The sequence below is a fragment of the Pseudomonas sp. PDM18 genome, from assembly GCF_014852585.1.
Lineage (GTDB): Bacteria > Pseudomonadota > Gammaproteobacteria > Pseudomonadales > Pseudomonadaceae > Pseudomonas.
The window spans coordinates 262,528-286,716 of record NZ_JACVBX010000004.1 but is presented as its reverse complement, the minus strand read 5'-3'; the positions used below and the strand labels follow the sequence as shown (position 1 = coordinate 286,716).

Below are 24,189 nucleotides of genomic sequence, written 5' to 3'. Positions count from 1 at the left end.
TCCAGCGTCCTCGTTGTCTTGGTTTCTAGCGTAGTTACAGGCAGGGGTGTTTCAGGAATGCTTCTGGCGGGCCAGCGGCGTCACCTTGTTCGCGCCGTCGCCGCGCGGCTCGGCGCGCAGACGCTCGCCGCTCTGCGCGTCGAACAGCAGCGCGCGGGAAGGATCGAAGCGCAGCTGCAGGGACGAGCCCGGCTGCGGCGCCTGGTCCGGCGCGAGACGGCAGCAGACCTTGGCGCCGTTGAGCGTGACGAAGGCCAGGGTGTCCGGGCCGGTGGGTTCGACGACCTCGACCTCGGCGCGCAGGTCGCTCGGGCCGTTGGCGCCATCGGTAGCCAACTGCACCTGTTCCGGGCGCACGCCAAGGATCAGCTCGCGGCCTTCGATCAGCCCGGCCTCCAGTTGCAGCGGCAGCTCGCAGCGGTCCTGGCCGCTGTCCAGCAGGCCGACCAGCCGGCCGCCCTGCTGCTGGACCTTGAGCGGGATGAAGTTCATCGGCGGCGAACCGATGAAGCTGGCGACGAACAGGTTCGCCGGGTCGTTGTAGATCTGCTGCGGTGTGCCGAATTGCTGGACGATGCCGTCCTTCATCACCGCCACCTTGTCACCCAGGGTCATGGCCTCGATCTGGTCATGGGTCACGTACACCGTTGTGGTCTTCAGGCGCTGGTGCATCAGCTTGATCTCGGTGCGCATCTCCACGCGCAGCTTGGCGTCGAGGTTCGACAGCGGTTCGTCGAACAGGTAGATCTTCGGCCGCCGCGCCAGCGCCCGGCCCATGGCCACGCGCTGCTGCTGGCCGCCGGAGAGCTGCGAGGGCTTGCGTTCGAGCAGGTGCTCGATCTGCAGGAGCTTGGCCACGCGAGCCACCTCGGCATCGATCTCGGTTTTCGGCAGCTTGCGGATCTTCAGGCCGAAGGCGATGTTCTCGCGCACGCTCATGGTCGGGTACAGCGCGTAGGACTGGAACACCATGGCGATGTCGCGATCCTTCGGGCTCATGCCGCTGATGTCCTGGCCGTCCACCAGGATGGCGCCGCCGGTGAGGTTCTCCAGCCCGGCGATACAGTTCATCAGGGTGGATTTGCCGCAGCCGGACGGGCCGACCAGGATCAGGAACTCGCCCGAATCGATCGACAGGTTGATCGACTTCAGGGTGTCCGCCAGGCCTGCGCCGTAGGACTTGTGCAGGTTGTGCAGTTCAAGGGTGGACATCGGTGCTTACCTCAACCTTTGACGGCGCCGGCGGTGAGCCCGCGCACGAAGTACTTGCCGGCCAGTACGTAGACCACCAGCGTGGGCAGCGCCGCGATCATCGCGGCCGCCATGTCGACGTTGTATTCCTTCACGCCCGTGCTGATGTTCACCAGGTTGTTCAGCGCCACGGTGATGGGCTGAGCATCGCCGCTGGCGAACACCACACCGAAGAGGAAGTCGTTCCAGATCTGGGTGAACTGCCAGATCAGGCAGACCATCACAATCGGCGTGGACATCGGCATCAGGATGCGCAGGAAGATGGTGAAGAACCCCGCGCCGTCCAGCCGCGCGGCCTTCACCAGGGCATCCGGGATAGCCACGAAGTAGTTGCGGAAGAACAGCGTGGTGAAGGCCAGGCCGTAGATGCAGTGCACCATCACCAGGCCCGTGGTCGTGTTGGCCAGGCCGAGCTTGCCGAGGGTGAAGGACATCGGCAGGAGGATGACCTGGAACGGCAGGAAGCAGCCGAACAGCAGCGCGCCGAAGAACAACTGCGAGCCACGGAAGCGCCACATCGACAGCACGTAGCCGTTCATGGCGCCGATGAAGGTGGAGATCAGCACGCCGGGCACGGTGATCTTCACCGAGTTCCAGAAGTAGTCGCCCACCGCGCCCCAGGCTTTCACCCAGCCGATCGCGGTGAAGACATCCGGCAGCGCCAGCAGGTTGCTGTTGCGGATGTCCTCGGGCGATTTGAAGCTGGTCAGCAGCATCACCAGCAAAGGGATCACGTACAGCGCAACGGCGCCCCAGAGGGTCGCATGCACCGCCAGGCGGCTCAGGCTGAACGCCGGTTTCAGGGTCGAGTCATGCATGGCGCTTGCCCCGCAGTTCGGAGTACAGGTACGGCACGACGATGGCCAGCACGGCGCCCAGCATCAGCATCGCGCTGGCCGCGCCCAGGCCCATCTGGCCGCGGGTGAAGGTGTGGGCGTACATGAACATCGCCGGCAGGTCGGAGGAGTAGCCGGGGCCGCCGGCGGTCATCGCAGCGACCAGGTCGAAGCTCTTGATGGCGATGTGCGCGAGGATCATCAGCGCGCTGAAGAACACCGGGCGCAGGCTCGGCAGGACGATACGCAGGTAGATGGTCGGCAGGCTCGCGCCGTCCACCTGGGCGGCGCGCACGATGGCCGGATCGACCCCGCGCAGGCCGGCGAGGAACAGCGCCATGACGAAGCCCGAGGCCTGCCACACGGCGGCGATCACCAGGCAGTAGACGACGCGGTCCGGGTCCACCAGCCAGTCGAAGCGAAAGCCGGTCCAGCCCCAGTCGCGCAGCAGCTTGTCCAGGCCCAGGCCGGGGTTGAGCAGCCACTTCCAGGCGGTGCCGGTGACGATCATGGAAAGCGCCATGGGGTACAGGTACACCGTGCGGATGAAGCCTTCGCGGCGGATGCGCTGGTCCAGCAGCACCGCGAGGAACACACCGAGCGCCAGGCAGGTGCCGATGAACAGGCCGCCGAACAGCAGCAGGTTCTTGCTCGCCACCCACCAGCGATCGTTGTCCCACAGGCGCAGGTACTGGGTCAGCCCGGCCCAGCTGTAGGCCGGCATGAAGCGCGAGTTGGTGAAGGACAGCAGCAGCGTCCAGCCGATGTAGCCGTACACGCAGACCAGCACCACGAGCATGCTCGGGGCCAGCACCAGCTTGGGCAGCCAGGCCTGAAGGCCATCGAGCAGCGAAGCACGGGGCGCGGCGGCGGGAGTGAAAGTCGGAGATCGGGTCGCCATCTGCTTTCTCGAGGATGAGTGAGCCCACCCGGGCTGCCTTGGCGGCCCGGAGTCGTTCAGTTGGGAAGAGAGGCCGGCCCCGCTGCGGAGCCGGCGAACGCCTTACTGCGCGGCGGCCTGGATGGCGGCGCCCAGTTGCTGCGCGGCCTTCTGCGGATCGGCGGCGGGGTCGTTGAAGAAATTGGTGACCACGTCGAAGATCGCGCCCTGCACGTAGCTGGAGGCAGCCATGCTGTGGGCCATGCTCGGCACCAGGTTGTTACTGGCGGAGGCGGCCTTGAAGTCCTTCATCGACTGCTGCGCACAGCTGTCGAAGGGCGTCATGTCGACGTCCAGGCGCACCGGAATCGAGCCCTTGTTCAGGCTGAAATCCTTCTGGAAGGACGGGGCGAGCACCGCGCGCGCCAGGTCCTCCTGGGCCTTGCGGTTTTCCTCGTTGCTCAGCTTGAACATCACCAGGGAATCGATGTTGTAGTCGAAGGCCTTCTGCGTGCCGGGGAATGGCAGGCACTGGTAGTCCTTGCCCGCCACCTTGCCGGCGGCGGTGAACTCGCTCTTGGCCCAGTCGCCCATGATCTGCATGCCGGCCTTGCCGTTGATGACCATGCCGGTGGCGACGTTCCACTCGCGGCCGGCGGCGTCGGCGTCGACGTAGCTGTGCAGTTTCTTCAGCGCGGCAAAGACATCAGCCATCTGCGCGCCGGTGAGGGTTTCCTTGTCCAGTTCGACGAAGGCCTTGCGGTAGCCTTCCGGGCCCATCTTGCTGAGCACCAGGTTCTCGAACAGGGTGCCGTCCTGCCAGGGCTGGCTGCCATGGGCCAGCGGCGTGAAGCCAGCAGCCTTGAGTTTGTCGGCGGCGGCGAAGAGTTCGTCGAGGGTGGTTGGCGGCGTGGCGCCGGCCTTCTTGAAGACTTCCGGGTTGATGTAGAGCCAGTTCACCCGGTGCACGTTGACCGGCACGGCGACGTAATCGCCCTTGTACTTCATGATCTGCGCGACCTGCGGCGGGAGCAGCTGGTCCCATTTGCCTTCGGCGGCGACGTCGTTGAGGTCGGCGAGCAGCCCCAGTTCGCCCCACTCCTGGATGTCCGGCCCCTTGATCTGCGCGGCGGCCGGAGGATTGCCGGAGACGGCGCGGGTCTTCAGCACGGTCATGGCCGCTTCACCACCGCCACCGGCGACAGCGAAGTCCTTCCAGGTGTGGCCCTTGGCTTCGACGAGTTTCTTCAGGGTTTCGGCAGCGCGCTTCTCACCGGGGGAAGTCCACCAGTGCAGCACTTCGACTTCACCGGCGTGGGCCAGCAGGGGGGAGAGACAGAAGGAAGAAAGACAGATGGCGGCCGACAGGCGACGGATCGCATTCATGGGGAGCACCTTGTTCTTGTTATTGGAGGCAAGTCTTCGCTTGCGATGGTCCGAGTCTATCCAAGGCATTCCGTTCTCCGGGTAACGAAGCGATCTTCGATTGTCACCGGCCGGTGACATTGGGCGAATGTTCATGGCGAAAGAGGACGGGAGCGCGAAGCGCCCTACTCCACTTCCAGCCGCGGCAACCTCAACGTCACCCGCAACCCGCCCTCACGGCGGTTCTGCAGGGTGACTTCGCCGCCGTGGGTATGCGCGATGTTGCGCGCGATACCGAGGCCGAGGCCGTACCCCTGGCCGCGTTCGGAAAGGCGGAAGCGCGGTTCGAAGACTTTTTCCAGGCGTTGTTCCGGCACGCCGGGCCCCTGGTCGTCGACGTGCAGGACCACCGCGTCGGGATCGTCCTCGATGCTCAGCTGGGCGCGGCCGCCGTACTTCAGGGCGTTGTCCAGCAGGTTGCCGATGCAGCGCTTGAGCGCCAGGGGCTTGCCCGGATAGGGCTCGAGCGCCGCGCCGAGCACTTCGACGCGGCCGTCGGCGATGTAGGGGCCGGCGACGTATTGCAGCAGTTGGTTGAGGTCCACCGGCTCGACGTTCTCGTGGATGTCGGTGTCCTTCACGCATTGCAGCGCGCCCTTCACCAGCAGCTCCAGTTCGTCGAGGTCGTGGCTGAACTTGTCCCGCGCCTGGTCGTCCTCCAGCAGCTCCACGCGCAGGCGCAGGCGGGTGATGGGCGTGCGCAGGTCGTGGGAGATGCCGCTGAACAGCTGGGCGCGTTCGTTGACGTAGCGGTCGATGCGCTCGCGCATGGTGTTGAAGGCGCGGGAGACCTCCACCAGTTCGCTCGCCCCGCTCTCCTCCAGCGGCTGCTCCTCACCGCCCAACGCGATGTCGCGGGCGGCGCGGGCCAGGCGCTTGAGCGGGCGGCTCTGCCAGTGCACCAGCAGGCCGGTGAACAGCAGGAGCAGCAGGCTGGTGAAAGCGATGGAAATGACCTGCTGCGGCGGCAGGCCTTCGGGTTCCAGGGTGACGTAGGGCGCGGGCATCAGGCTGGCGATGTACAGCCACTCGCTTTCGCCGATGCGGATCTGCGTCACCAGCACCGGAGGGTTCACCGGCTCCAGGGTCAGCGCGTAGTGCGCCCAGGAACGCGGCAGCTCCTCCAGTTTCAGCTCGCCGTTGAACAGCCGCAGATCGTCAGGGCTGACGAACTCCACCTGCAGCTCGACGTCCTTGCCCAGCTTCTGGTGCAGCACCTCCTGCACGATGCCGATCACCGCCTGCTTGTTGGTGGTGTCCGGCAGCGCGCGCAGGTTCAACGGACGCTCATTGAGCGAGACGAAGAAGCGCGTGCCGCCCATGCTGCGCAATTGATCGAGCACCAGCGGGCGGTAACCGATGGGCAGCGAGCGGAAGTAGCTGACGCTGGCGGCCATGGAGTAGGCCAGGCTGCGCGAACTGGTAAGCAGGCCGTCACGCTGGCTGGTGCGCAGGTGGGAAATCCAGAACAGGCTCGACAGGCCCTGGGCGATCAGTACCGCCAGCAGGGTAAGCAGCAGCATGCGGCCGAGCAGCGATCGCGGCACCAGGGCCCAGCGACGGCGTTCACTCATGGCCGGCGAGGTGCGGGCGAACCTGGGCCGCCAGCAGATAGCCGCTGCCGCGCACGGTCTGGATCAGCCGCGCCGGTTTCTCGGTGTCGCGCAGGCGTTGGCGCAGGCGCGACACGGCCATGTCGACGATGCGTTCCAGCGGCATCACCTCGCGGCCACGGGTGGCGCTGGCGATGGTATCGCGGTCGAGTATCTGCCGGGGGTTGTCGAGGAACAGCTTGAGCAGGGCAAAGTCGGCGCCGCTGAGGAAATGCTCCTCGCCATCTTCGTGGAACAGTCGATGGCTGATGGTATCCAGCCGCCAGTCGTCGAAGGCGATGACCTCGCCGCCGCGCACCTGGGTGAACTGCGCCCGGCGCAACAGCGCCTTGATCCGCGCCAGCAATTCGCGGGGGCTGAAGGGTTTGCCGAGGTAGTCGTCGGCACCCAGCTCCAGCCCCACCACGCGGTCGGCCTCGTCGGAGCTGGCGGTGAGCATGATCACCGGCATGCAGGCGTGGCGCTGGTGCGAACGAATCCAGCGGCACAGGCTGAAGCCGTCCTCGTCGGGCAGCATCACGTCGAGGATCGCCAGGGCGGCGTCCTCGTCGCACAGCGCGCGGCGGAAGCTCTCACCATCGGCGACGCTGCGCACCTGGAAGCCGGCGCGGCTGAGGTAGGTTTCCAGCAGTTCGCGGATTTCCTGGTCGTCGTCCACCAGCAGGATGGATCGGGCAGGCTGGTTCACTTCGGGCGTCCTTTCTTTTTTGTTGTTTTCAGGGGTGGAGCGATGCGTCAGCTTTCGTTGCGCAGCGCCTGCTCCAGGGCCACGCCGGCGCCGAACAGGCCCGGATGATCCGCCGTCATGACCCACACCGGAACCGGGTCGAGGTACGGCCCGCTGGTCTTGCCACGGTTGCGGAAGGCTTCGGCGAAGCCGCTGCGCTGGAAACGTTCGAGGAAGCGCGGAACGATGCCGCCGGTGATGTAGACACCGCCCAGCGCGCCGACCGTCAGCACGGCGTTGCCGGCGACCCGCGCCAGCCAGACGAAGAAGTGCTCCAGCACCGCGTCGGCATAGGCGTCGCCAGCCATGGCGCGCTCGCCGATCTCGGCGGCAGTCGCGCATTTCGGCTCCACGCCATCGAGCTGACAGCTCATGCGGTAGAGGTTTTCCAGGCCGCTGCCGGAGAGCACGCGCTCGGCCGAGACATGGCCGTACTTCTCGCGCAGCAGTTGCCAGAGGGCGAAGTCACGTTCGGAGGTCACCGGCAGGTCGACGTGGCCGCCTTCGCAGGGCAGCACTTCCCAGCCGCCACCCGGCAGCGGCATCAGGCTGCCGACACCCAGGCCGGTGCCCGGACCGATGATCAGCTTGGCACGGCCTTCCAGGGCCTTGCCGGGGCGGACCTGCACCAGGTGCTCTTCCGACAGCCGCGAAGCCGCCCAGGCCATGGTGCTGAAGTCGTTCACCAGCAGCAGGTGGCTCAGGCCCAGCTCGGCGCGGAAGGCGTCGCGGCGAATCACCCAGTGGTTGTTGGTGAACTTGAAGTCGCCTGCGCCAACGGGGCCGGCACAGGCCAGGCAGACGTTGTCGATGGCCGACAGGGGCTGGCCGACGCGCTGCAGGTAGTCGCGCACGGCCTCTTCCGGGCGCAGGTAGTCGGCGCAGGCCAGGACCTGGATGGACTCGAGGATTTCTCCGCGCCACAGGGCGAAGCGGGCGTTGGTGCCGCCGATGTCGCCGACCAGGGCGAAACCGTTCGAGGCGTTCTGAGCGTTGTTGGAATTCATTGCGGGCTCGGGCCTGGAAGTGGAGGAAGAAGATTCAGCGTAGGACAGCGCCGAAGGCTCTCCCGCGCGGCGGACAGGCAGTCAATGCCGCGCGGAAGATTCCATCAGGTCTGCGTCTCAGCGCAAGCCGTCGAGCTCGGCGGTGAAGCTGCAGGCGCCCTGCTCGGCCGAACTGAAGGCATTGCGCATGAAGGCGAACAGCTCGCGTCCCATGCCAATGTTATCCAGCGCGGGGGTTTCCACGAGCGGACGGGCATCCCATTCCGCGGCATCCACCAGTACGCGCAGCTCGCCGGTGGTGCCGTCGACGCGCACCACGTCGCCGTCGCGCAGCTTGGCCAGCGGGCCGCCGTTGAGCGCCTCCGGGGACACGTGGATCGCCGCCGGCACCTTGCCGGAAGCGCCGGACATGCGCCCATCGGTGACCAGCGCCACCTTGAAGCCTCGGTCCTGCAGCACGCCGAGGAACGGCGTGAGCTTGTGCAGCTCCGGCATGCCATTGGCGCGCGGGCCCTGGAAGCGCACCACGGCCACCAGGTCACGCTCCAGCTCGCCGGCCTTGAAAGCGGCGGCCAGGCTAGGCTGGTCGTGGAAGATGCGCACCGGGGCTTCGACGATCTGGTGCTCCAGCGCCACGGCGGAGACCTTCATCACGCCGCGGCCTAGGTTGCCTTCCATCAGGCGCAGACCGCCCTCGGCGGAGAACGGCTTGTCGATCGGACGCAAGATGCTCTCGTCCAGGCTCGCCGCCGGCCCTTCGCGCCAGACCAGCTTGCCGTCGTCGAGGAAGGGCTCCTGCAGGTAGCGGCGCAGGCCTTTGCCGACCACGGTCTGCACATCTTCATGCAGCAGGCCGCCATCGAGCAGCTGGCGGATCAGGAAGGACATGCCGCCCGCCGCCTGGAAGTGGTTGATGTCGGCCTGGCCGTTCGGATAAATGCGCGCCAGCATCGGCACGACTTCGGAGAGATCGGCCATGTCCTGCCAGGTCAGCTGGATGCCGGCGGCCTGGGCGATGGCCAGCAGGTGCAGGGTGTGGTTGGTCGAGCCGCCCGTGGCCAGCAGCGCCACCACCGAGTTGACCATGGCCTTCTCGTCGACGATCTCCGCCATGGGCACGAACTGGCCGTTCTCCGGCGCCAGGCGCGACGCCTGGCGCGCGGCTTCGCGGGTCAGCTCGTCGCGCAGCGGGGTGTTCGGGTTGACGAAGGAGGCGCCCGGCAGGTGCAGGCCCATCACTTCCACCAGCAACTGGTTGGTGTTGGCGGTGCCGTAGAAGGTGCAGGTGCCCGGCGCGTGGTAGGAGGCCATCTCCGAGGTCAGCAGCTCCTCACGGGTAGCCTTGCCTTCGGCGAACAGCTGGCGCACCGCGGCCTTCTCCTTGTTGGAGATACCGGTGGGCATGGGGCCTGCGGGCACGAACACCACCGGCAGGTGGCCGAAGCGCAGCGAACCGATCAACAGGCCGGGGACGATCTTGTCGCACACGCCCAGGCACAACGCGGCGTCGAACATGTTGTGCGACAGCGCGATGGCGGTGCCCATGGCGATCACATCGCGGCTGGCCAGGGACAATTCCATCCCCGGCTCGCCCTGGGTCACGCCGTCGCACATGGCGGGTACGCCGCCGGCGAACTGACCGACCGAGCCGATCTGCCGCAGGGCGTCCTTGATCAGCTCCGGGAAGCGCTCCAGCGGCTGGTGCGCGGAAAGCATGTCGTTATAGGCGGAGACGATGGCGACGTTGGCCTGGTTCATCAGCCGCAGCGCCTGTTTGTCGGAATCACCACAAGCCGCGACGCCGTGGGCGAGGTTGCCGCAGGGCAGCGTGCCGCGGTGCGGACCCTTGGTGGCGGCTGCCTTGACCAGATCGAGGTAGCGCTGGCGGGTGGCCGCGCTGCGGGCCTGGATGCGCTGGGTGACTTCAAGCACACGAGGGTGCATGGCAGCATTCTCCTGCAGACTATCGGTTGTTGTTTTTACAACATAATCATCGATTACTAGGCGTTTACTTTTCGTCGACGGCGAAATTTAATTGTTTTTACCACAACAAAAGAAAAGAGACGACCTTCATGACTATACGCCTGGCAATCAACGGATTTGGCCGCATCGGTCGGAACGTACTCCGCGCGCTGTACTCGGGCCCGTACCGCCAGCACCTGCAAGTGGTGGCGATCAACGACCTGGGTGACGCCGCGATCAACGCCCACCTGTTCCAGTACGACAGCGTACATGGGCGTTTCGCCGGCCGCGTCGAGCATGACGCCGAAAGCCTCAGGGTAGAGGGCGACGGCATCGCCGTCACGGCGATCCGCAATCCGGCCGAGTTGCCGTGGAAGGCCCTCGGGGTGGATATCGTGCTGGAGTGCACCGGCCTCTTCACCTCCCGCGACAAGGCCGCGGCGCACCTGCAGGCCGGCGCGCGCCAGGTGCTGATCTCCGCGCCCGGCCAGGACATGGACGCCACGGTGGTGTTCGGCGTCAACGAAGGCATCCTGCGCGCGGAGCACCGCATCGTCTCCAACGCATCCTGTACCACCAACTGCCTGGCGCCCGTGGCCCAGGTGCTGTACCGCGAGCTGGGCATCGAGCATGGGCTGATGACCACCATCCACGCCTATACCAATGACCAGAACCTTTCCGACGTCTACCACAGCGACCCGTACCGCGCGCGCTCGGCCACCCAGTCGATGATCCCGACCAGAACCGGCGCCGCCGAAGCCGTTGGCCTGGTGCTGCCGGAACTGGCGGGCAAGCTGACGGGCCTGGCGGTGCGGGTGCCGGTGATCAACGTGTCGCTGGTGGACCTCACGCTGCAGGTCGCCCGCGACACCAGCGCCCAGGAGGTCAATGCACTGCTGGAGCGCGCCAGCGAGCGCTCGACGATCCTCGGCTTCAACCGCCAGCCGCTGGTCTCGGTGGACTTCAACCACGACCCGCGCTCAGCCATCTTCGACGCCAGCCACACGCGGGTGAATGGCCGGCTGGTGAAGGTGATGGCCTGGTACGACAACGAATGGGGCTTCTCCAACCGCATGCTGGATACGGCGCGGGCGATGGCTGCGGCACGCGGCTGACATTCTGTAGGGCGCATAACGCGCCAGCGTTATCCGCCGTGGAGGATGCGACGGATAACCCGTTCCGGGTTATTCGCCCTACGTCTAACGCCTCTCAGCGGTATAGCCGCTTGCCCTGCGCCTCCAGCACCAGCAGACGCATGTCCGCCTCGGCCAGGATCGCCTCCTGGCCCAGGTGGTCGACACGCTTCCACGCCTTGATTTCCTCACGACTGCGGCCGCAGCCCAGGCAGATGCCCTCTTCGAACTCGCAGACCTTGATGCACGGACTCTTCACGGACTTCCTCTCGATTCGATGGGTGAACGTCAGTGGGCCTGCACAATGGACACCCGCGCGGCGCCAAGGTCCAACTCGATTTCCCCATCGGTGCCATCGACGCGGGTTATCGAAGCGGGCAATCGAAGCCTGCGCGCCTTGCTAGAATCCGCCCTCCACGCCTTCCGGCCTCGCCCATGCTCGCCCTCAAGCTCACCCTGGTTCCGTTGTTCCTGCTGCTGGTATCCCTCTCCGGGCGCTGGTGGGGGCCGACCGTTGCCGGCGGCCTCGCCGCCCTGCCCGCCATCGCCGGTCCCATCCTGTACCTGATCACCGTGGAGCACGGCCGCGACTTCGGCGCACAGGCCGCGCTGCTGGCGCTGGCGGCGATTTTCGCCTCGGAAGCCTTCAACTTCGCCTATGCCTGGCTGTGCCGGAAGCACCGTTGGACGCTGGCCCTGAGCGGCGCGATGCTCGCCTGGCTGGTGGCTGCCTGGGCCCTGACGCAATTTCCAGCCGCGCCCGCCTGGGCTCTTCTTGCCGCAGCACTGGGCGCGCTGACCAGCCAGCAGTTCATGCCCCGCGCCGAGTTGCCGGGCACGGTCGCCGCCCTGGGCCGCTTCGAGCTGGGCCTGCGCATGCTCGCCGGCGCGCTGCTGACCCTGGCCGTCACCGCCCTCGCCGGCTGGGCCGGGCCGAGCTGGAGCGGCCTGCTGGCGGTCTTTCCGCTGCTATCCATCGTGCTCTGCGTGTCATCGCAGCGCTTGCACGGCGCGGGCTTTGTCATCGCCCTGCTGCGCGGCATGGTCAGCGGCCGCCCGGCCTTCGCGGCGTTCTGCCTGTGGCTGGCGCTGCGCCTGCCGGCCAACGACACCCTGCCGAGCTTCGCCGAGGCGGCGCTGCTTTCCGTGCTGGTGCAAGGGGCGGTGCGCTGGCTGATCGGGCTGCGCTCACGCAAGGCTGTCAAAGCCGCCTGAATGAAAAACGCCACGGCTGATCCAGCCGCGGCGTTTCGTTTGCAGCAGCGCGTGACGCTTAGAGCAGCGTGAAGCTTTGCTCCTTCACGTTGTCCGAATCCAGGCCGACGTAGACCTTGAACTCGCCCGGCTCCGAGGCGTAGCGCAGCTGGCTGTCGTAGAAGCGCAGGTCTTCCTCGCGGATCGGGAACTGCACCACCTTCGACTCGCCCGGCTGCAGCAGGATCTTGCTGAAGCCCTTGAGCTCCTTGACCGGACGGCTGATGGACGCGGCGACATCGCGCAGGTAGAGCTGCACGGTGGTTTCGCCGGCGACCTTGCCGGTGTTCTTCACGGTCACGCTGGCGGTCAGCTGGTCACCCTTCTTCAGCTTACTGCCCGACATCTTCACGTCCGAGACGCTGAAGTCGGTGTAGCTCAGGCCGTAGCCGAAGGGGTACAGCGGGCCGTTCTGCGAGTCGAAGTAGCGCGAGGTGTACTTGTTCGGGTGCTCGTGGTCGAACGGGCGGCCGGTGTTCAGGTGGTTGTAGTAGATCGGCACCTGGCCCACCGAGCGCGGGAAGGTCATGGTCAGCTTGCCCGACGGGTTGTAGTCGCCGAACAGCACGTCGGCGATGGCGTTGCCGCCTTCGGTGCCGCTGAACCAGGTTTCCAGCACGGCGTCGGCGTTGGCGCTTTCCCAGCGCAGGTCCATCGGCCGGCCATTCATCAGCACCAGCACCAGCGGCTTGCCGGTGGCCTTGAGGGCCTTGAGCAGCTCGATCTGGCTCTGCGCGATGTGCAGGTTGGTCTTGCTCGACGCTTCGTGGGCCATGCCCTGGGATTCGCCGACCACGGCCACCACCACGTCAGCCTGCTTCGCCTTCTCGACAGCCTCGTCGATCATGGCTTTCGGGCTGCGCGAGTCGACCTTGACGTCTTCGCTGTACTCGTTGAGGTATTTGACGATCTCCGGATCGTCAGTGACGTTGGCGCCCTTGGCGTAGAGCAGCGCAGCGTGGCCACGGGTGGCGGCGCCCATGCCCTCGAGCACGGTCACGGCCTGGAAGGCCTTGCCGGCGGCGGACCAGCTGCCCATCACGTCGCGCTTGCTGTCGGCCAGCGGACCGATCAGGGCAATCACGCCGTCACGCTTGAGCGGCAGCACGCCTCCTTCGTTCTTCAGCAGCACCATGCCCTTGCGCGCGATCTCGCGGGCGTCGGCACGGTGCAGGCGCTCCTCGGCGTCGGTGTCGACCGGGTCCTGGCCCTGCAGGTAGCGGTACGGGTCCTGGAACAGGCCCATGTCCCACTTGGCGGCGAGCACGTCGCGGCAGGCACGATCGATCTCGTCCTGGCTGATCAGCCCGGCCTTGAGCAGCTCGGGCATGTGCTTGCCGTAAAGGTCGTCGTTCATGTTCATTTCGACGCCGGCGTTGATCGCCGCCTGGGTGGCGTCGCGCTCGGTGGCGGCCACGCCGTGCTTGATCAGCTCCAGCACCGCGCCGTGGTCACTCAGGGTCAGGCCCTTGTAGCCCCACTGGCCACGCAGCAGGTCTTGTAGCAGCCACTTGTTGGCGGTGGCCGGCACGCCGTTGATGCTGTTCAGCGAGACCATCACCGCGCCGGCACCGGCGTCGATGGCCGCGCGGTACGGCGGCAGGTAGTCCTGGAACATGCGCTGCGGGCTCATGTCCACGGTGTTGTAGTCACGGCCGCCTTCGCCGGCGCCGTAAAGGGCGAAGTGCTTGACCCCGGCCATGATGGTTTGCGGCTGGTTCAGGCCCTGGCCCTGGTAGCCCTTGACCACCGCGGCGGCGACCTTGCTGGTCAGCCAGGCGTCTTCGCCGAAGCCTTCGGAGACACGGCCCCAGCGCGGATCGCGGGCGATGTCGACGGTGGGCGAATAGGTCAGGTTGAGGCCGTCGGCGCTGGCCTCGATGGCCGCGACGCGGGCGCTGCGCTCGATGGAGGCCATGTCCCAGCTCGCCGCCAGGCCCAGGCCGATGGGGAACACGGTACGGTGGCCGTGGACCACGTCATAGGCGAAGAACAGCGGGATCTTCAGCCGGCTTTTCATGGCCGCGTCCTGCAGGTCGCGGATGCCCGGACGGACCACGGTGTTGAACACCGCGCCGGTGGTGCCCTCGGCGATTTCCTTCAGCAGTACCGGCTTGGGATGGTCCGGCCCGACGCTGACCAGGCGCAGCTGGCCGATCTTCTCTTCGAGCGTCATGCGCTGCATCAGGCTGTCGAGGAAGGCTTCCTTGGACTGGCCGGCCAGCGGCACGGCGGCCGCGGCGGCAGGCGCCTGGGCGGCGGAAAGCGAAGCGCTGCTCAGGCCCAGCAGGAGGCCGAGCCAGCAGATACGGCTGATTGGAGTTCTTTTCATATGGGTACTCAGCAGCCTGCGCGAGGCGCCAGGCCACTGTGGATTGTTGTCGAGAGACGTCGTCAGGGCGGTCGATCGGGCGGCATCCCCGGGTGTTGCCGCCAGCGCCTTGCGAACGCGGCACATAAGGTCGTCGCGCCGAGGGCGGAAGTCAATCACCGAACGGCTGGAAAGCCTCGGTCAGATGCGCCAAAGGCCGGGCTCAATGGTCGCGATTGCGCGCGTTGAACTCCATTTCCTCGAGCATGGCCTCGCGCAGGGCGCGCTCTTCGTCCCATTCATCTTCCGCGGGCGCGGACGGCGTGGGGGCCGACGTTGGCGCGGACGCTTCGGGCTCGGCTTGCGTTTCAGGCTGGACAGGCGCTTGGGCTTCGCCCTGCGGCTCGACCTCCGGCAGCGCGTGCACGCCGCTGAAGTCGGCATCCACGCCGGTGTCCTCGTCGTCGCTCGGCGGGCGGTCGATCAGGTCGTCGAAGTCGGTCTTCAGCCCCTGTTCCATCTCGTCCAGCTCGGCGAGCAGGCTGCGGAAACTGGTTTCCTCCTTCGGCTCCTCCGGCGGCGCGGGCTCGGGCTCCTCACCTGCATCGCGCACGGCCTGGTCGGCCAGGGCCTGCAGCGACGGCGGCACATAATCCTCATCGTATTCCTCGGGGCTCGGCAGGCTGGCCACCGGCGCCATGTCCTCGAGGATCGGCTGCGGCTCGGGTTCCATCAGTTTCAGCTCGGCCAGCGGCGGCAGGTCTTCCAGGCTTTTCAGGTTGAAGTAGTCGAGGAAGGTGCGGGTGGTGGCCAGCATCGCCGGGCGGCCGGGGACTTCGCGGTAGCCGACGATGCGGATCCACTCGCGCTCCATCAGCGTCTTGACGATCTGGGTATTCACCGCAACGCCGCGGATTTCCTCGATCTCGCCACGGGTGATGGGCTGGCGGTAGGCGATCAGCGCGAGGGTCTCCAGCAGCGCACGGGAGTAGCGCTGCGGGCGCTCTTCCCAGAGCCGACCGACCCAGGAGGCGAACTTTTCGCGCACCTGCAGGCGGTAGCCGGTGGCGACTTCCTTCAACTCGAAGGCCCGGCCGGAGCAGGACAGGCTCAGCACCGCCAGTGCATCGCGGAACTGCTGCGGCTCGGGGCGCTCGGCCTCCTCGAACAGCTCGCCGAGGCGCTCCAGCGACATGGGCTTGCCGGCAGCCAGGAGGATGCCTTCGAGCAGGGTCGCCAATTCTTGCGGGTCGGAGAGATTCATCGAGGGCTCGGGTCGGGTTGAAGGTTAAGCGGCTCAGCCGGGAAAGCTACTCAAAGCGCGGCGCCAGGGCAACGCTGGCGGATCAGAGCGGCTCGTCTTCCGCCTCGCCGTCCAGCGCCTGATCGAGCGCTGCCTCGCCTTCCGGGCCGTCGAAGTGGCCGTCCTCGAAGGTCAGCTCGGCCGGCGGCTCCTCGCGTGGCTCGAAGACGTCTTCGTCGCCCTCTTCGAGTACTTCTTCCGACGTTTCCCCGAAGCGTGCGGCGCCTTCCTGCACTTCCGTGCGGGCGCGAACGTGGATCGGCGCGAAGGCTTCGTTCTGCACCAGTTCCACCAGCTGTTCCTTGACCAGCTCCAACACCGCCATGAAGGTCACTACCACGCCCAGCTTGCCTTCCTCGACGCGGAACAGCGTGATGAAGGGCACGAAGCCCTCCCCTTTGAGGCGCTCAAGAATCTCGGTCATGCGCTCCCGGGTGGAGAGCATCTCGCGGGTGACCTGATGGCTTTCGAACAGGTCGGCGCGGCGCAGCACCTCGGCCATGCACAGCATCAGCTCCTGCATGTCCACTTCCGGCAGCAGCCGGCGCGCCCGCGCGTCCGGCGCGGCGACGGTGGGCACCACGTAGTCGCGGCCCAGGCGCGGCAGCTCGTCGAGGTCCTCGGCGGCCTTCTTGAAGCGCTCGTATTCCTGCAGGCGGCGGATAAGCTCGGCGCGCGGGTCTTCCTCTTCTTCCTCGGCCTCGGCCGAGCGCGGCAACAGCATGCGCGACTTGATCTCGGCGAGCATGGCGGCCATCACCAGGTACTCGGCGGCCAGCTCCAGGCGCACCGATTTCATCAATTCGACGTAGCCCATGTACTGGCGGGTGATTTCCGCCACGGGGATGTCGAGGATGTTGATGTTCTGCTTGCGGATCAGGTAGAGCAACAGGTCGAGCGGGCCCTCGAAGGCTTCGAGGAAGACCTCCAGGGCATCCGGCGGGATGTACAGGTCCTGCGGCATCTCCGTCAGGGCCTCGCCGTAGACGAGCGCCAACTGCACCGGCACCTGGTATTCAGGGGCGGCGGCGGGGGCTTCCGGCTCGGTCAGGTCACTCATCGGCCACTCGTCAGGCGCTGGGGTTCGAAGGCGGCATTATCCCTGCTTTTGCCGGCGGCGCGAGGGGCTTTTGGCGGATTTGCGCGGGCCGCCGTCTGCCTGTGCGAAGTCCGCCCCTACAAGATCAAAAGCCCCTCACCCTAACCCTCTCCCGCAAGCGGGAGAGGGAACCGGCCGGAGCAGGCGGAAACCATGGCATCAGCCGGCACGGACGGCCCCCTCTCCCTCTGGGAGAGGGCTGGGGTGAGGGGATAGCAGGCACCGATTGCCGGGAAAGCTACGATTCGTCAGCGGTAGGACAGCCCCATGGCATGCCGCACTTCAACCAGCGTCTCCCGCGCCGCCTCGCGGGCGCGCTCGGCACCTTCGGCGAGGATGCTGCGCACCAACTCAGGGTTGTCCTCGTAGTCCAGCGCGCGCTCCTGGATCGGTTCCAGTTCGTGGAGGATCGCCTCGATCACCGGCCGCTTGCAGTCCAGGCAGCCGATTCCCGCACTGCGGCAACCTTCCTGCACCCACTGGCGGCAACTGTCGTCGGAGTAGATCAGGTGCCACTGCCACACCGGGCAGCGCTCCGGATCGCCCGGGTCGCGGCGGTGCACGCGTGCCGGGTCGGTGGGCATGCGCGCGATCTTCTCCTCGATCAGCGCCGGGCTGTCGCGCAGGGCGATGGTGTTGTGGTGCGACTTGGACATCTTCTGCCCATCCAACCCCGGCATCTTCGGCGCGTGGCTGGTGAGGGTCTGCGGCTCCGGCAACAGCACGCGGCTGGTGCCTTCGAGGTAGCCGAACAGCCGGTCTCGGTCGCCCAGGGTCAAGCTCTGCTGCTCCATGAGCAGCGCGCGGGCAGTTTCCAGGGCCTCGGCATCGCCCTGCTCCTGCCAGGCACGGCGCAGGCTGCTGTAGAGCTTGCCGGTCTTCTTGCCCAGGCGGGCGATGGCGGTCTGGGCGCGGTCTTCGAAGTCCACCTCGCCGCCATAAAGATGGTTGAAGCGGCGGGCGATCTCGCGGGTGAATTCGACGTGGGCGAACTGATCCGAGCCTACCGGCACCAGGCCGGCGCGGTAAATCAGGATGTCAGCGGCCTGCAACAGCGGGTAGCCGAGGAAGCCGAAGGTGGAGAGGTCCTTGTGGACCAGCTTTTCCTGCAGTTCCTTGTAGGTCGGCACGCGCTCCAGCCAGGACAGCGGGCAGATCATCGACAGCAGCAGCTGCAGCTCGGCGTGCTCGGGCACCTGGGACTGGATGAACATCGTCGCGGCGCTGGGGCTGACGCCCACTGCCAGCCAGTCGATGGCCATGTCGCGCACGTGCTGGCGGATGCTGGCGGTCTCGTCGTACTCGGTGGTCAGCGCGTGCCAGTCGACGATGGAGAAGTAGCATTCGTACTCGTGCTGCAGTTTTACCCAGCTCTGCAGCACGCCGTGGTAATGCCCCAGGTGCAGGCGCCCAGTGGGGCGCATACCGGAGAGCACACGGCGCAGGGATTCGACGCTGGTCAAGCGGTCAACCTCGCGGGTTCGGCGATGGGACGAGGGAGTATAGCCAGCACGCCGCGACTGTTCAGGCGCTGACCATGAAGGGTTCCGGGTCGCCGCAGCCGACACGCACGACCACCGGGTCTTCATCGGTCAGGGCGATCACGGTGGAGGCCTCACCGCCGCCGAATCCGCCGTCGATGATCAGGTCGACCAAATGTTCCAGCGAATCGCGCATCTCGTAAGGATCGTTCAGCGGCTCGGTCTCGCCGGGCAGGATCAGGCTGACGCTCATGAGCGGTTCACCCAGCTCCTCCAGCAGCGCCAGGGCGATCGGGCAGGCCGGCACCCGCAGGCCGATGGTGCGGCGCTTGGGGTGCAGCAGCATGCGCGGCACTTCGCGGGTGGCGTTGAGGATGAAGGTGTAGGGGCCGGGCGTGTGCGCCTTGAGCAGGCGGAACAGGCCGGTGTCGACCTTGGCGTAGAGGCCGAGCTCGGAGAGGTCGCGGCAGACCAGGGTGAAGTTGTGCTTGTCGTCCAGCCGGCGGATGTGGCGGATGCGCTCCACCGCGGACTTCTCGCCGATACGGCAGCCCAGCGCGTAGGAGGAGTCGGTGGGATAGGCAATCACCCCACCCTGCCGGACGATCTCCACCGCCTGCTTGATCAGGCGTGCCTGGGGATTTTCCGGATGGATCTGAAAGAACTGGCTCATGGAGTCTCCTTGATCCCGATGGCGTTCTCGGCGCTGGCGAAGCGCGGCCAGAGCGGCGCCAGGTCTTCCGGCACGCTCCGGTAAAGGCCCAGTTCCGACCAGTCGCTGGGGCCATGGAAGTCGCTGCCGGCGGTGACCATCATGCCGAACTCGCGGGCGAGGATGCTCAGCACGCCGACCTGCTCGGCCGGCTGCGGGCCGTTGCAGACTTCCAGCGCATGACCGCCGGCGGCGATGAAGTCGGCCACCAGCTTGCGTCGCTTGGTACGGGTGAAATCATACTGGTAGGGGTGCGCCAGGCTGATCCAGGCACCCGCCGCGCGCAGCGTGCCGACGGCGTCGGCGAGGCTCGGCCAGTGCTGCTTAACGTCGCCCAGCTTGCCGGCGCCCAGCCACTTGCGGAAGGCCTCGGCGCGGTCCTTGACGTAACCCTGGCGCAGCAGGAACTCGGCAAAGTGCGGGCGCGCCGGGGCGTTCTCGCTATCGCCCAGTTCCGCCTGGATCGCCCGCGCGCCCTCGAAGGCGCCGGGCATGCCCTTGGCTTCCAGGCGCCGGCCGATTTCCTCGGCGCGGCTCCAGCGGGCGCGGTGCAGGTCGTCCAGCGCCTTTACCAGCGGCTCGGCCGTCACATCGAAGCCGTAGCCGAGCACGTGAATGGTCGCCCCGCCCCAGGTGCAGGACACTTCGACGCCGTCCACCAGCTCCATGCCCAGCGCCTGCGCGGCGCGGCGCGCCTCGGGCAGGCCGTCGAGGGTGTCGTGGTCGGTCAGCGCCAGCACGCGCACACCGCGCCCATGGGCACGCTCGACCAGGGCCGTCGGGCTGAGCTGTCCGTCGGACGCGGTGCTGTGGCAGTGCAGGTCGACTCGCATGGGACTTCCAGGGAATGCAGGGTGGCTTTGCGTCCGTGTCGGAGCAGATTCGTGTCGGGATAGCTTTCTGTATAGACGCTTCTGTGCCAACGCTCCCGCGGCAATGGCTTGAAACCATGATCTAACACAGCGTTGGGCGGATGGCTCTTTCAGTTCATCCGCAGGTTGGTATTATGCCGGCTCTACTGGGCTCTGGCTGCCGTAATGAAGCAATTCATCGATTTCATTCCCCTTATCCTCTTCTTCATCGTCTACAAGCTCGACCCGCGCAACGTCGAACTGGCTGGCCAGAGCTTCTCGGTCGGTGGGATCTACAGCGCCACGGCCGTGCTGATCGCCGCCTCCGTGGTGGTCTACGGCGCCCTGCTGATCAAGCAGCGCAAGCTCGACAAGGGCCAGTGGGTGACGCTCGCCGCCTGCCTGGTGTTTGGCGGCATGACCCTGGCCTTCCACAGCGAAACCTTCCTCAAGTGGAAGGCGCCAGTGGTGAACTGGCTGTTCGCCCTGGCTTTCGCCGGCAGTCACTTCATTGGCGGCCAGCCGCTGATCCAGCGCATCATGGGCCATGCGGTACACCTGACCGATACCCTCTGGGCGAAGCTGAACGTCGCCTGGGTGCTGTTCTTCCTGATCTGCGGCTGTGTCCAGCTGTTCGTCGCCTTCACCTTCCAGGACTACTGGGTGGACTTCAAGGTGTTCGGCAGCCTGGGCATGACCCTGCTGTTCCTGATCGGCCAGGGCGTGTTCCTGGCCCGCCACATGCACGATGAGCCTACCGGCGAAAAACCCAAGGACTGACATGCTCTACGCGATCATTGCCCGTGATATCACCGCTTCCCAAGAACGCCGCCTGGCCGCCCGCCCCGCGCACATCGCACGCCTGGAGCAGTTGAAGGAAGAAGGCCGCCTGGTCCTCGCCGGCCCGCACCCGGCCATCGACAGCAACGACCCGGGCGCCGCCGGCTTCACCGGCAGCCTGATCGTCGCCGAGTTCGACTCCCTGGCCGCCGCCCAGACCTGGGCCGACGCCGACCCGTACCGCGCCGCCGGCGTCTACGCCGAAGTCGTGGTCAAGCCGTTCAAGAAAGTCCTGCCCTAACAGCGCGCGAGCGTTGCACCCCGAGGCACGGAGCGCCGCGGGGCATCGCAGCCGGACAGCGCCGGGATGGCCATGGACGGCGGCACATCATCGAACAAGGAGTCCCGATGCGCCGTTTGCCTCTGCTCGCCTGCCTCGCCCTGCCACTGCCCGCCCTCGCCGAAGAGCCCGTCATGGTTCAACCGGCGCAAGGCGCTGTCCAACCAACAGCTCAACCGCCGGCCGCCAATCCTGAACTGGAGCAGCGCCTGGCCGACAGCGAACGGCAGCGCACCGAACTAGCCGCGCAACCGGCACAGCAGGATAACAGCCAGGATGAAGCCCGTATCGCCCGCCTCACCCAGGAAAACCAGCGCCTGAAGCTGCAGTTGCGCGAGGCCCAGGCCAACCAGCCGCCGCGCCTGCTGACCGAGCAGCAGACCTGGTACGTGACCGGCGCCGGGACCGCCCTGCTGGCGTTCATCCTGGGCATGCTGAGCCGCGGCCGCCGCCGCTCGCGCCGCGAATGGATCAACTGAAAGAAGCCTCTTCATGAGTGAACTGCTGCTGATCGACGACGATGTCGAACTCTGCGAACTGCTGACCACCTGGCTGACCCAGGAAGGCTTCAGCATCCGTGCCGCCCACGATGGCGCCCAAGCCCGCGCCGCGCTGGGCAGCCGCGCGCCGGACGCGGTCGTGCTCGACGTGATGCTGCCCGATGGCAGCGGCCTGGAATTGCTCAAGTCACTGCGCAGCGACCATCCGGACCTGCCAGTACTGATGCTCTCCGCCCGCGGCGAGCCGCTGGACCGCATCCTGGGTCTGGAACTGGGCGCCGACGACTACCTGGCCAAGCCCTGCGACCCCCGCGAGCTGACCGCCCGCCTGCGCGCCGTGCTGCGCCGCAGCCACCCTGCGCAACCCACCGCGCAGCTTGAACTGGGCGACTTGGCGCTGAACCTGTCGCGCGGCGTGGCCACCATCGGCACCGAGGAAATCAGCCTGACCCTCTCCGAGAGCCGCATCCTCGAAGCCCTGCTGCGCCAGCCGGGCGAACCGCTGGACAAACAGGCGCTGGCGCAGATCGCGCTGGGCCGCAAGCTGACCCTCTACGACCGCAGCCTGGACATGCACGTCAGCAACCTGCGCAAGAAGCTCGGAGGCCACCCCGATGGTCGCCCGCGCATCCTCGCCCTGCGCGGGCGCGGTTACTTCTACGCAGTCTGAAACCTCGCCATGCAGAACGCCCGGGCCGCTCTGGCCCGGACCTCGTAAAGATTCCAGCAGGGCTTCACGTAAACTTTACCGAAGCTTTACGTGGGACTGACCGCCCTTGACCTTGCCGACCCTAGACTGGGCTCATCCGGTAACGACCGGCCCCAGAAAGGAGAAACACCATGCGCAAGACCCTGACCGCCCTGCTGATCGCTGCCGCCCTGCCGACCGTCGCGCTGGCGGCCACTCCCGCGCCGACCGACGCTCCGCCGCCGGCCCCGTTCATGAAGGACCACGGCCCGGGCATGCACCGCGGCGAACACGGCGGTGCATTCCGCGAACTGAACCTGACCCAGGACCAGCGCCAGCAAGTTGGCAAGCTGATGGGCGACTCGATGAAGGATCGCCGTGCGATCACCGAGAAGTACTGGAACAAGCTGCCCGAGGCCGATCGCAAGGCCATGCAGGAGGAACTCAAGGCCAACCGTGACAAGGCCGACGCGGGTATCCGCGGCATCCTCACTCCCGAGCAGCAGAAGAAGTTCGACGAATTGAAGAAGCAGCGCGAACAGCGCAAGGCCGAATGGGCTGAATTCCAGACCTGGAAGGCCCAGAAGGACGGCGCCAAGACCAACTGATAGCTCCAGCAAGCGCAGGCGCCGGGTTCTACCCGGCGCCTTGCCGTGGAGCCCTGACAATGGATAGACCATGCGGCTGAACAGGAAGACCATGCGTTCACTCTTCTGGCGGATCCTCGCCGCCTTCTGGCTCGCCCTCCTGTTGGTGGCCGGACTGTCGATCCTGCTGGGCCGCGCCCTGAACCAGGACACCTGGGTGATCGCCCGCTATCCCGGCCTGCATGACATCGCCAAGCAATGGACCCTGCTCTACGAGACCCAAGGCCCGAACGCCGCGCAAGAACTGCTGGAGAGCCGCCGCAAGCAATACGAACTCTCGGTGCAGGTGCTCGACGAGACCGGCCAGCGCCTGGTCAATGGCACCTACCTGCCGCGCCCGCCGCGCCCGCACGGCAACTTCGACCGCGAGAACCTGCCGCGCTTCCCCTGGCGCCAACTGAGCCAGGAATACACCAGCAGCCGCACCGACCAGACCTACCTGTTCATCTACCGCATTCCGCATCCGACGCTGCAGGCCTGGCACCGCAGCAGCCTGCTCTGGCCGCTGAGCGCGCTAGGCATCGCGCTGGTGGTACTGACCGTATTCAGCCTGCTGCTGACGCTGTCCATCACCCGCCCGCTGAACCGCCTGCGCCGCGCCGTGCATGACCTCGGCCAGACCAGCTACCAACAGGACAGTCTCGCCCGCCTCTCCCGCCGTGGCGACGAACTGGGCGTGCTGGCCCGTGACTTCAACCGCATGGGTGCCCGCCTGCAAGGACTGATCGGCAGCCAACGCCAGCTCCTGCGTGATGTGTCCCACGAGCTGCGGTCACCACTGGCGCGCCTGCGCATCGCCTTGGCGCTGGCCGAACGCTCCGAGCCCGAACAGCGCGCCGCCATGTGGCCGCGCCTGGAACAGGAATGCGACCGCCTCGAAGCGCTGATCAGCGAGATCCTCGCCCTCGCCCGCCTCGACGCCGAGCCGGGCCCGACCAGCCGCATCGACCTGCTGCCGCTATTCGAGCGCCTGCGCAGCGACGCGCAACTGCTTTATCCGGAACAGAGCATCCAGCTGGACGTCGCCCCGCAACTGGCCCTCGACGGCTGGCCGGACATGCTCGAACGCGCCCTCGACAACCTGCTGCGCAACGGCCTGCGCTTCAACCCCGCGGAGCAACCGCTGGAGATCCAGGCTCGGATCGACGACGAACGCCTGCACATCAGCATCCGTGACCACGGCCCGGGCGCCAGCGAAGAACACCTGGCGCAACTGGGCGAACCCTTCTTCCGCGCTCCCAACCAGAGCAGCCCCGGCCACGGCCTGGGCCTGGCCATCGCCCGTCGCGCCGTCGAGCGCCACCACGGGCGGCTGCGCCTGAGCAACCATCCCGAGGGCGGTTTCCTGGCCAGCATTGACCTGCCGCTGCGCCGCCAGGCCGCCTGAAC

Annotated in this window: 22 protein-coding genes and 1 pseudogene; 8 read left to right on the top strand and 15 right to left on the bottom strand. The window is 66.8% G+C overall.

What is annotated here, in order from left to right:
• Positions 1-51: 51 nt before the first annotated feature.
• The 8 genes from IB274_RS11390 to edd all read right to left on the bottom strand — a co-directional run bounded on the left by IB274_RS11390 (position 52) and on the right by edd (position 9,683).
• Positions 52-1,212: an ABC transporter ATP-binding protein gene (locus IB274_RS11390; RefSeq protein ID WP_192432013.1), complete on the bottom strand. Its 1,161-nt coding sequence runs from the start codon at positions 1,210-1,212 to the stop codon at positions 52-54.
• Positions 1,213-1,223: 11 nt separating this feature from the next.
• Entirely contained in the window at positions 1,224-2,069 is an 846-nt protein-coding gene (locus IB274_RS11385; RefSeq protein WP_192432012.1) for a carbohydrate ABC transporter permease, read from the bottom strand.
• Positions 2,062-2,988 (bottom strand): carbohydrate ABC transporter permease, encoded by a 927-nt coding sequence (locus tag IB274_RS11380; protein ID WP_192432011.1) that lies wholly within the window; start codon positions 2,986-2,988, stop codon positions 2,062-2,064. The genes IB274_RS11385 and IB274_RS11380 overlap by 8 nt, the downstream gene beginning before the upstream one ends.
• 102 nt (positions 2,989-3,090) lie before the next feature.
• On the bottom strand, positions 3,091-4,353 hold the full coding sequence (locus IB274_RS11375) for an ABC transporter substrate-binding protein (RefSeq protein WP_192432010.1): 1,263 nt from the start codon (positions 4,351-4,353) through the stop codon (positions 3,091-3,093).
• A gap of 164 nt (positions 4,354-4,517) precedes the next feature.
• Positions 4,518-5,939 (bottom strand): ATP-binding protein, encoded by a 1,422-nt coding sequence (locus IB274_RS11370; protein ID WP_192432157.1) that lies wholly within the window; start codon positions 5,937-5,939, stop codon positions 4,518-4,520.
• A 19-nt stretch (positions 5,940-5,958) separates the two neighbouring features.
• Complete coding sequence (locus tag IB274_RS11365) at positions 5,959-6,693, bottom strand: response regulator (RefSeq protein WP_081518033.1); 735 nt, start codon at positions 6,691-6,693, stop codon at positions 5,959-5,961.
• A gap of 47 nt (positions 6,694-6,740) precedes the next feature.
• Positions 6,741-7,739 carry a glucokinase gene (locus IB274_RS11360; protein WP_192432009.1) on the bottom strand — a complete coding sequence of 333 codons (999 nt, stop codon included), beginning with the start codon at positions 7,737-7,739 and terminating at the stop codon, positions 6,741-6,743.
• Between the two features lie 117 nt (positions 7,740-7,856).
• On the bottom strand, positions 7,857-9,683 hold the full coding sequence (gene edd / locus IB274_RS11355) for a phosphogluconate dehydratase (protein ID WP_192432008.1): 1,827 nt from the start codon (positions 9,681-9,683) through the stop codon (positions 7,857-7,859).
• A gap of 128 nt (positions 9,684-9,811) precedes the next feature.
• Between edd and gap the strand changes: the two genes are divergently transcribed.
• Positions 9,812-10,816, top strand: a complete 1,005-nt coding sequence (gene gap / locus IB274_RS11350; protein WP_192432007.1) for a type I glyceraldehyde-3-phosphate dehydrogenase — start codon at positions 9,812-9,814, stop codon at positions 10,814-10,816.
• A 94-nt stretch (positions 10,817-10,910) separates the two neighbouring features.
• Here gap and IB274_RS11345 read toward each other — a convergent pair whose 3' ends face one another.
• Complete coding sequence (locus tag IB274_RS11345) at positions 10,911-11,093, bottom strand: DUF1289 domain-containing protein (protein WP_081518029.1); 183 nt, start codon at positions 11,091-11,093, stop codon at positions 10,911-10,913.
• Positions 11,094-11,269: 176 nt separating this feature from the next.
• On the opposite strand from IB274_RS11345, the gene IB274_RS11340 reads away from it, so the two are divergent.
• The gene (locus tag IB274_RS11340; RefSeq protein WP_192432006.1) at positions 11,270-12,049 is read left to right on the top strand and encodes a hypothetical protein; all 780 of its coding nucleotides are present in this window, start codon (positions 11,270-11,272) and stop codon (positions 12,047-12,049) included.
• A 58-nt stretch (positions 12,050-12,107) separates the two neighbouring features.
• On the opposite strand, the gene bglX is transcribed toward IB274_RS11340, so the two are convergent.
• The 6 genes and pseudogenes from bglX to IB274_RS11310 all read right to left on the bottom strand — a co-directional run bounded on the left by bglX (position 12,108) and on the right by IB274_RS11310 (position 19,827).
• Positions 12,108-14,405, bottom strand: coding sequence for a beta-glucosidase BglX (gene bglX / locus IB274_RS11335; RefSeq protein WP_318652869.1), 2,298 nt, complete (start codon positions 14,403-14,405; stop codon positions 12,108-12,110).
• A gap of 217 nt (positions 14,406-14,622) precedes the next feature.
• The gene (gene scpB / locus IB274_RS11330; RefSeq protein ID WP_192432004.1) at positions 14,623-15,663 is read right to left on the bottom strand and encodes an SMC-Scp complex subunit ScpB; all 1,041 of its coding nucleotides are present in this window, start codon (positions 15,661-15,663) and stop codon (positions 14,623-14,625) included.
• Between the two features lie 211 nt (positions 15,664-15,874).
• Positions 15,875-16,633, bottom strand: a pseudogene (locus tag IB274_RS11325) (segregation and condensation protein A); the annotation flags it as partial.
• A 416-nt stretch (positions 16,634-17,049) separates the two neighbouring features.
• Positions 17,050-18,264, bottom strand: coding sequence for a tryptophan--tRNA ligase (locus IB274_RS11320; RefSeq protein WP_192432002.1), 1,215 nt, complete (start codon positions 18,262-18,264; stop codon positions 17,050-17,052).
• A gap of 61 nt (positions 18,265-18,325) precedes the next feature.
• Entirely contained in the window at positions 18,326-18,955 is a 630-nt protein-coding gene (locus IB274_RS11315; protein ID WP_192432001.1) for an L-threonylcarbamoyladenylate synthase, read from the bottom strand.
• Complete coding sequence (locus IB274_RS11310) at positions 18,952-19,827, bottom strand: PHP domain-containing protein (RefSeq protein ID WP_192432000.1); 876 nt, start codon at positions 19,825-19,827, stop codon at positions 18,952-18,954. The genes IB274_RS11315 and IB274_RS11310 overlap by 4 nt, the downstream gene beginning before the upstream one ends.
• Before the next feature lie 204 nt (positions 19,828-20,031).
• Here IB274_RS11310 and IB274_RS11305 point away from each other — a divergent pair, with 204 nt between their 5' ends.
• From IB274_RS11305 to IB274_RS11280, 6 genes are all read left to right on the top strand, one after another.
• Positions 20,032-20,625 (top strand): septation protein A, encoded by a 594-nt coding sequence (locus IB274_RS11305; protein ID WP_192224980.1) that lies wholly within the window; start codon positions 20,032-20,034, stop codon positions 20,623-20,625.
• 1 nt (position 20,626) lies between these two features.
• Positions 20,627-20,926, top strand: a complete 300-nt coding sequence (locus tag IB274_RS11300; protein ID WP_192431999.1) for a YciI family protein — start codon at positions 20,627-20,629, stop codon at positions 20,924-20,926.
• A 107-nt stretch (positions 20,927-21,033) separates the two neighbouring features.
• Positions 21,034-21,444 (top strand): translation initiation factor 2 (IF-2, GTPase), encoded by a 411-nt coding sequence (locus IB274_RS11295; RefSeq protein ID WP_192431998.1) that lies wholly within the window; start codon positions 21,034-21,036, stop codon positions 21,442-21,444.
• Between the two features lie 13 nt (positions 21,445-21,457).
• A complete protein-coding gene (locus IB274_RS11290) occupies positions 21,458-22,135 on the top strand; it encodes a response regulator transcription factor (protein ID WP_192431997.1) in 678 nt (225 codons plus the stop codon).
• Positions 22,136-22,305: 170 nt separating this feature from the next.
• Positions 22,306-22,761: a Spy/CpxP family protein refolding chaperone gene (locus tag IB274_RS11285; RefSeq protein ID WP_192431996.1), complete on the top strand. Its 456-nt coding sequence runs from the start codon at positions 22,306-22,308 to the stop codon at positions 22,759-22,761.
• Between the two features lie 91 nt (positions 22,762-22,852).
• Entirely contained in the window at positions 22,853-24,187 is a 1,335-nt protein-coding gene (locus tag IB274_RS11280) for a sensor histidine kinase (RefSeq protein ID WP_192431995.1), read from the top strand.
• Positions 24,188-24,189 lie beyond the last annotated feature (2 nt).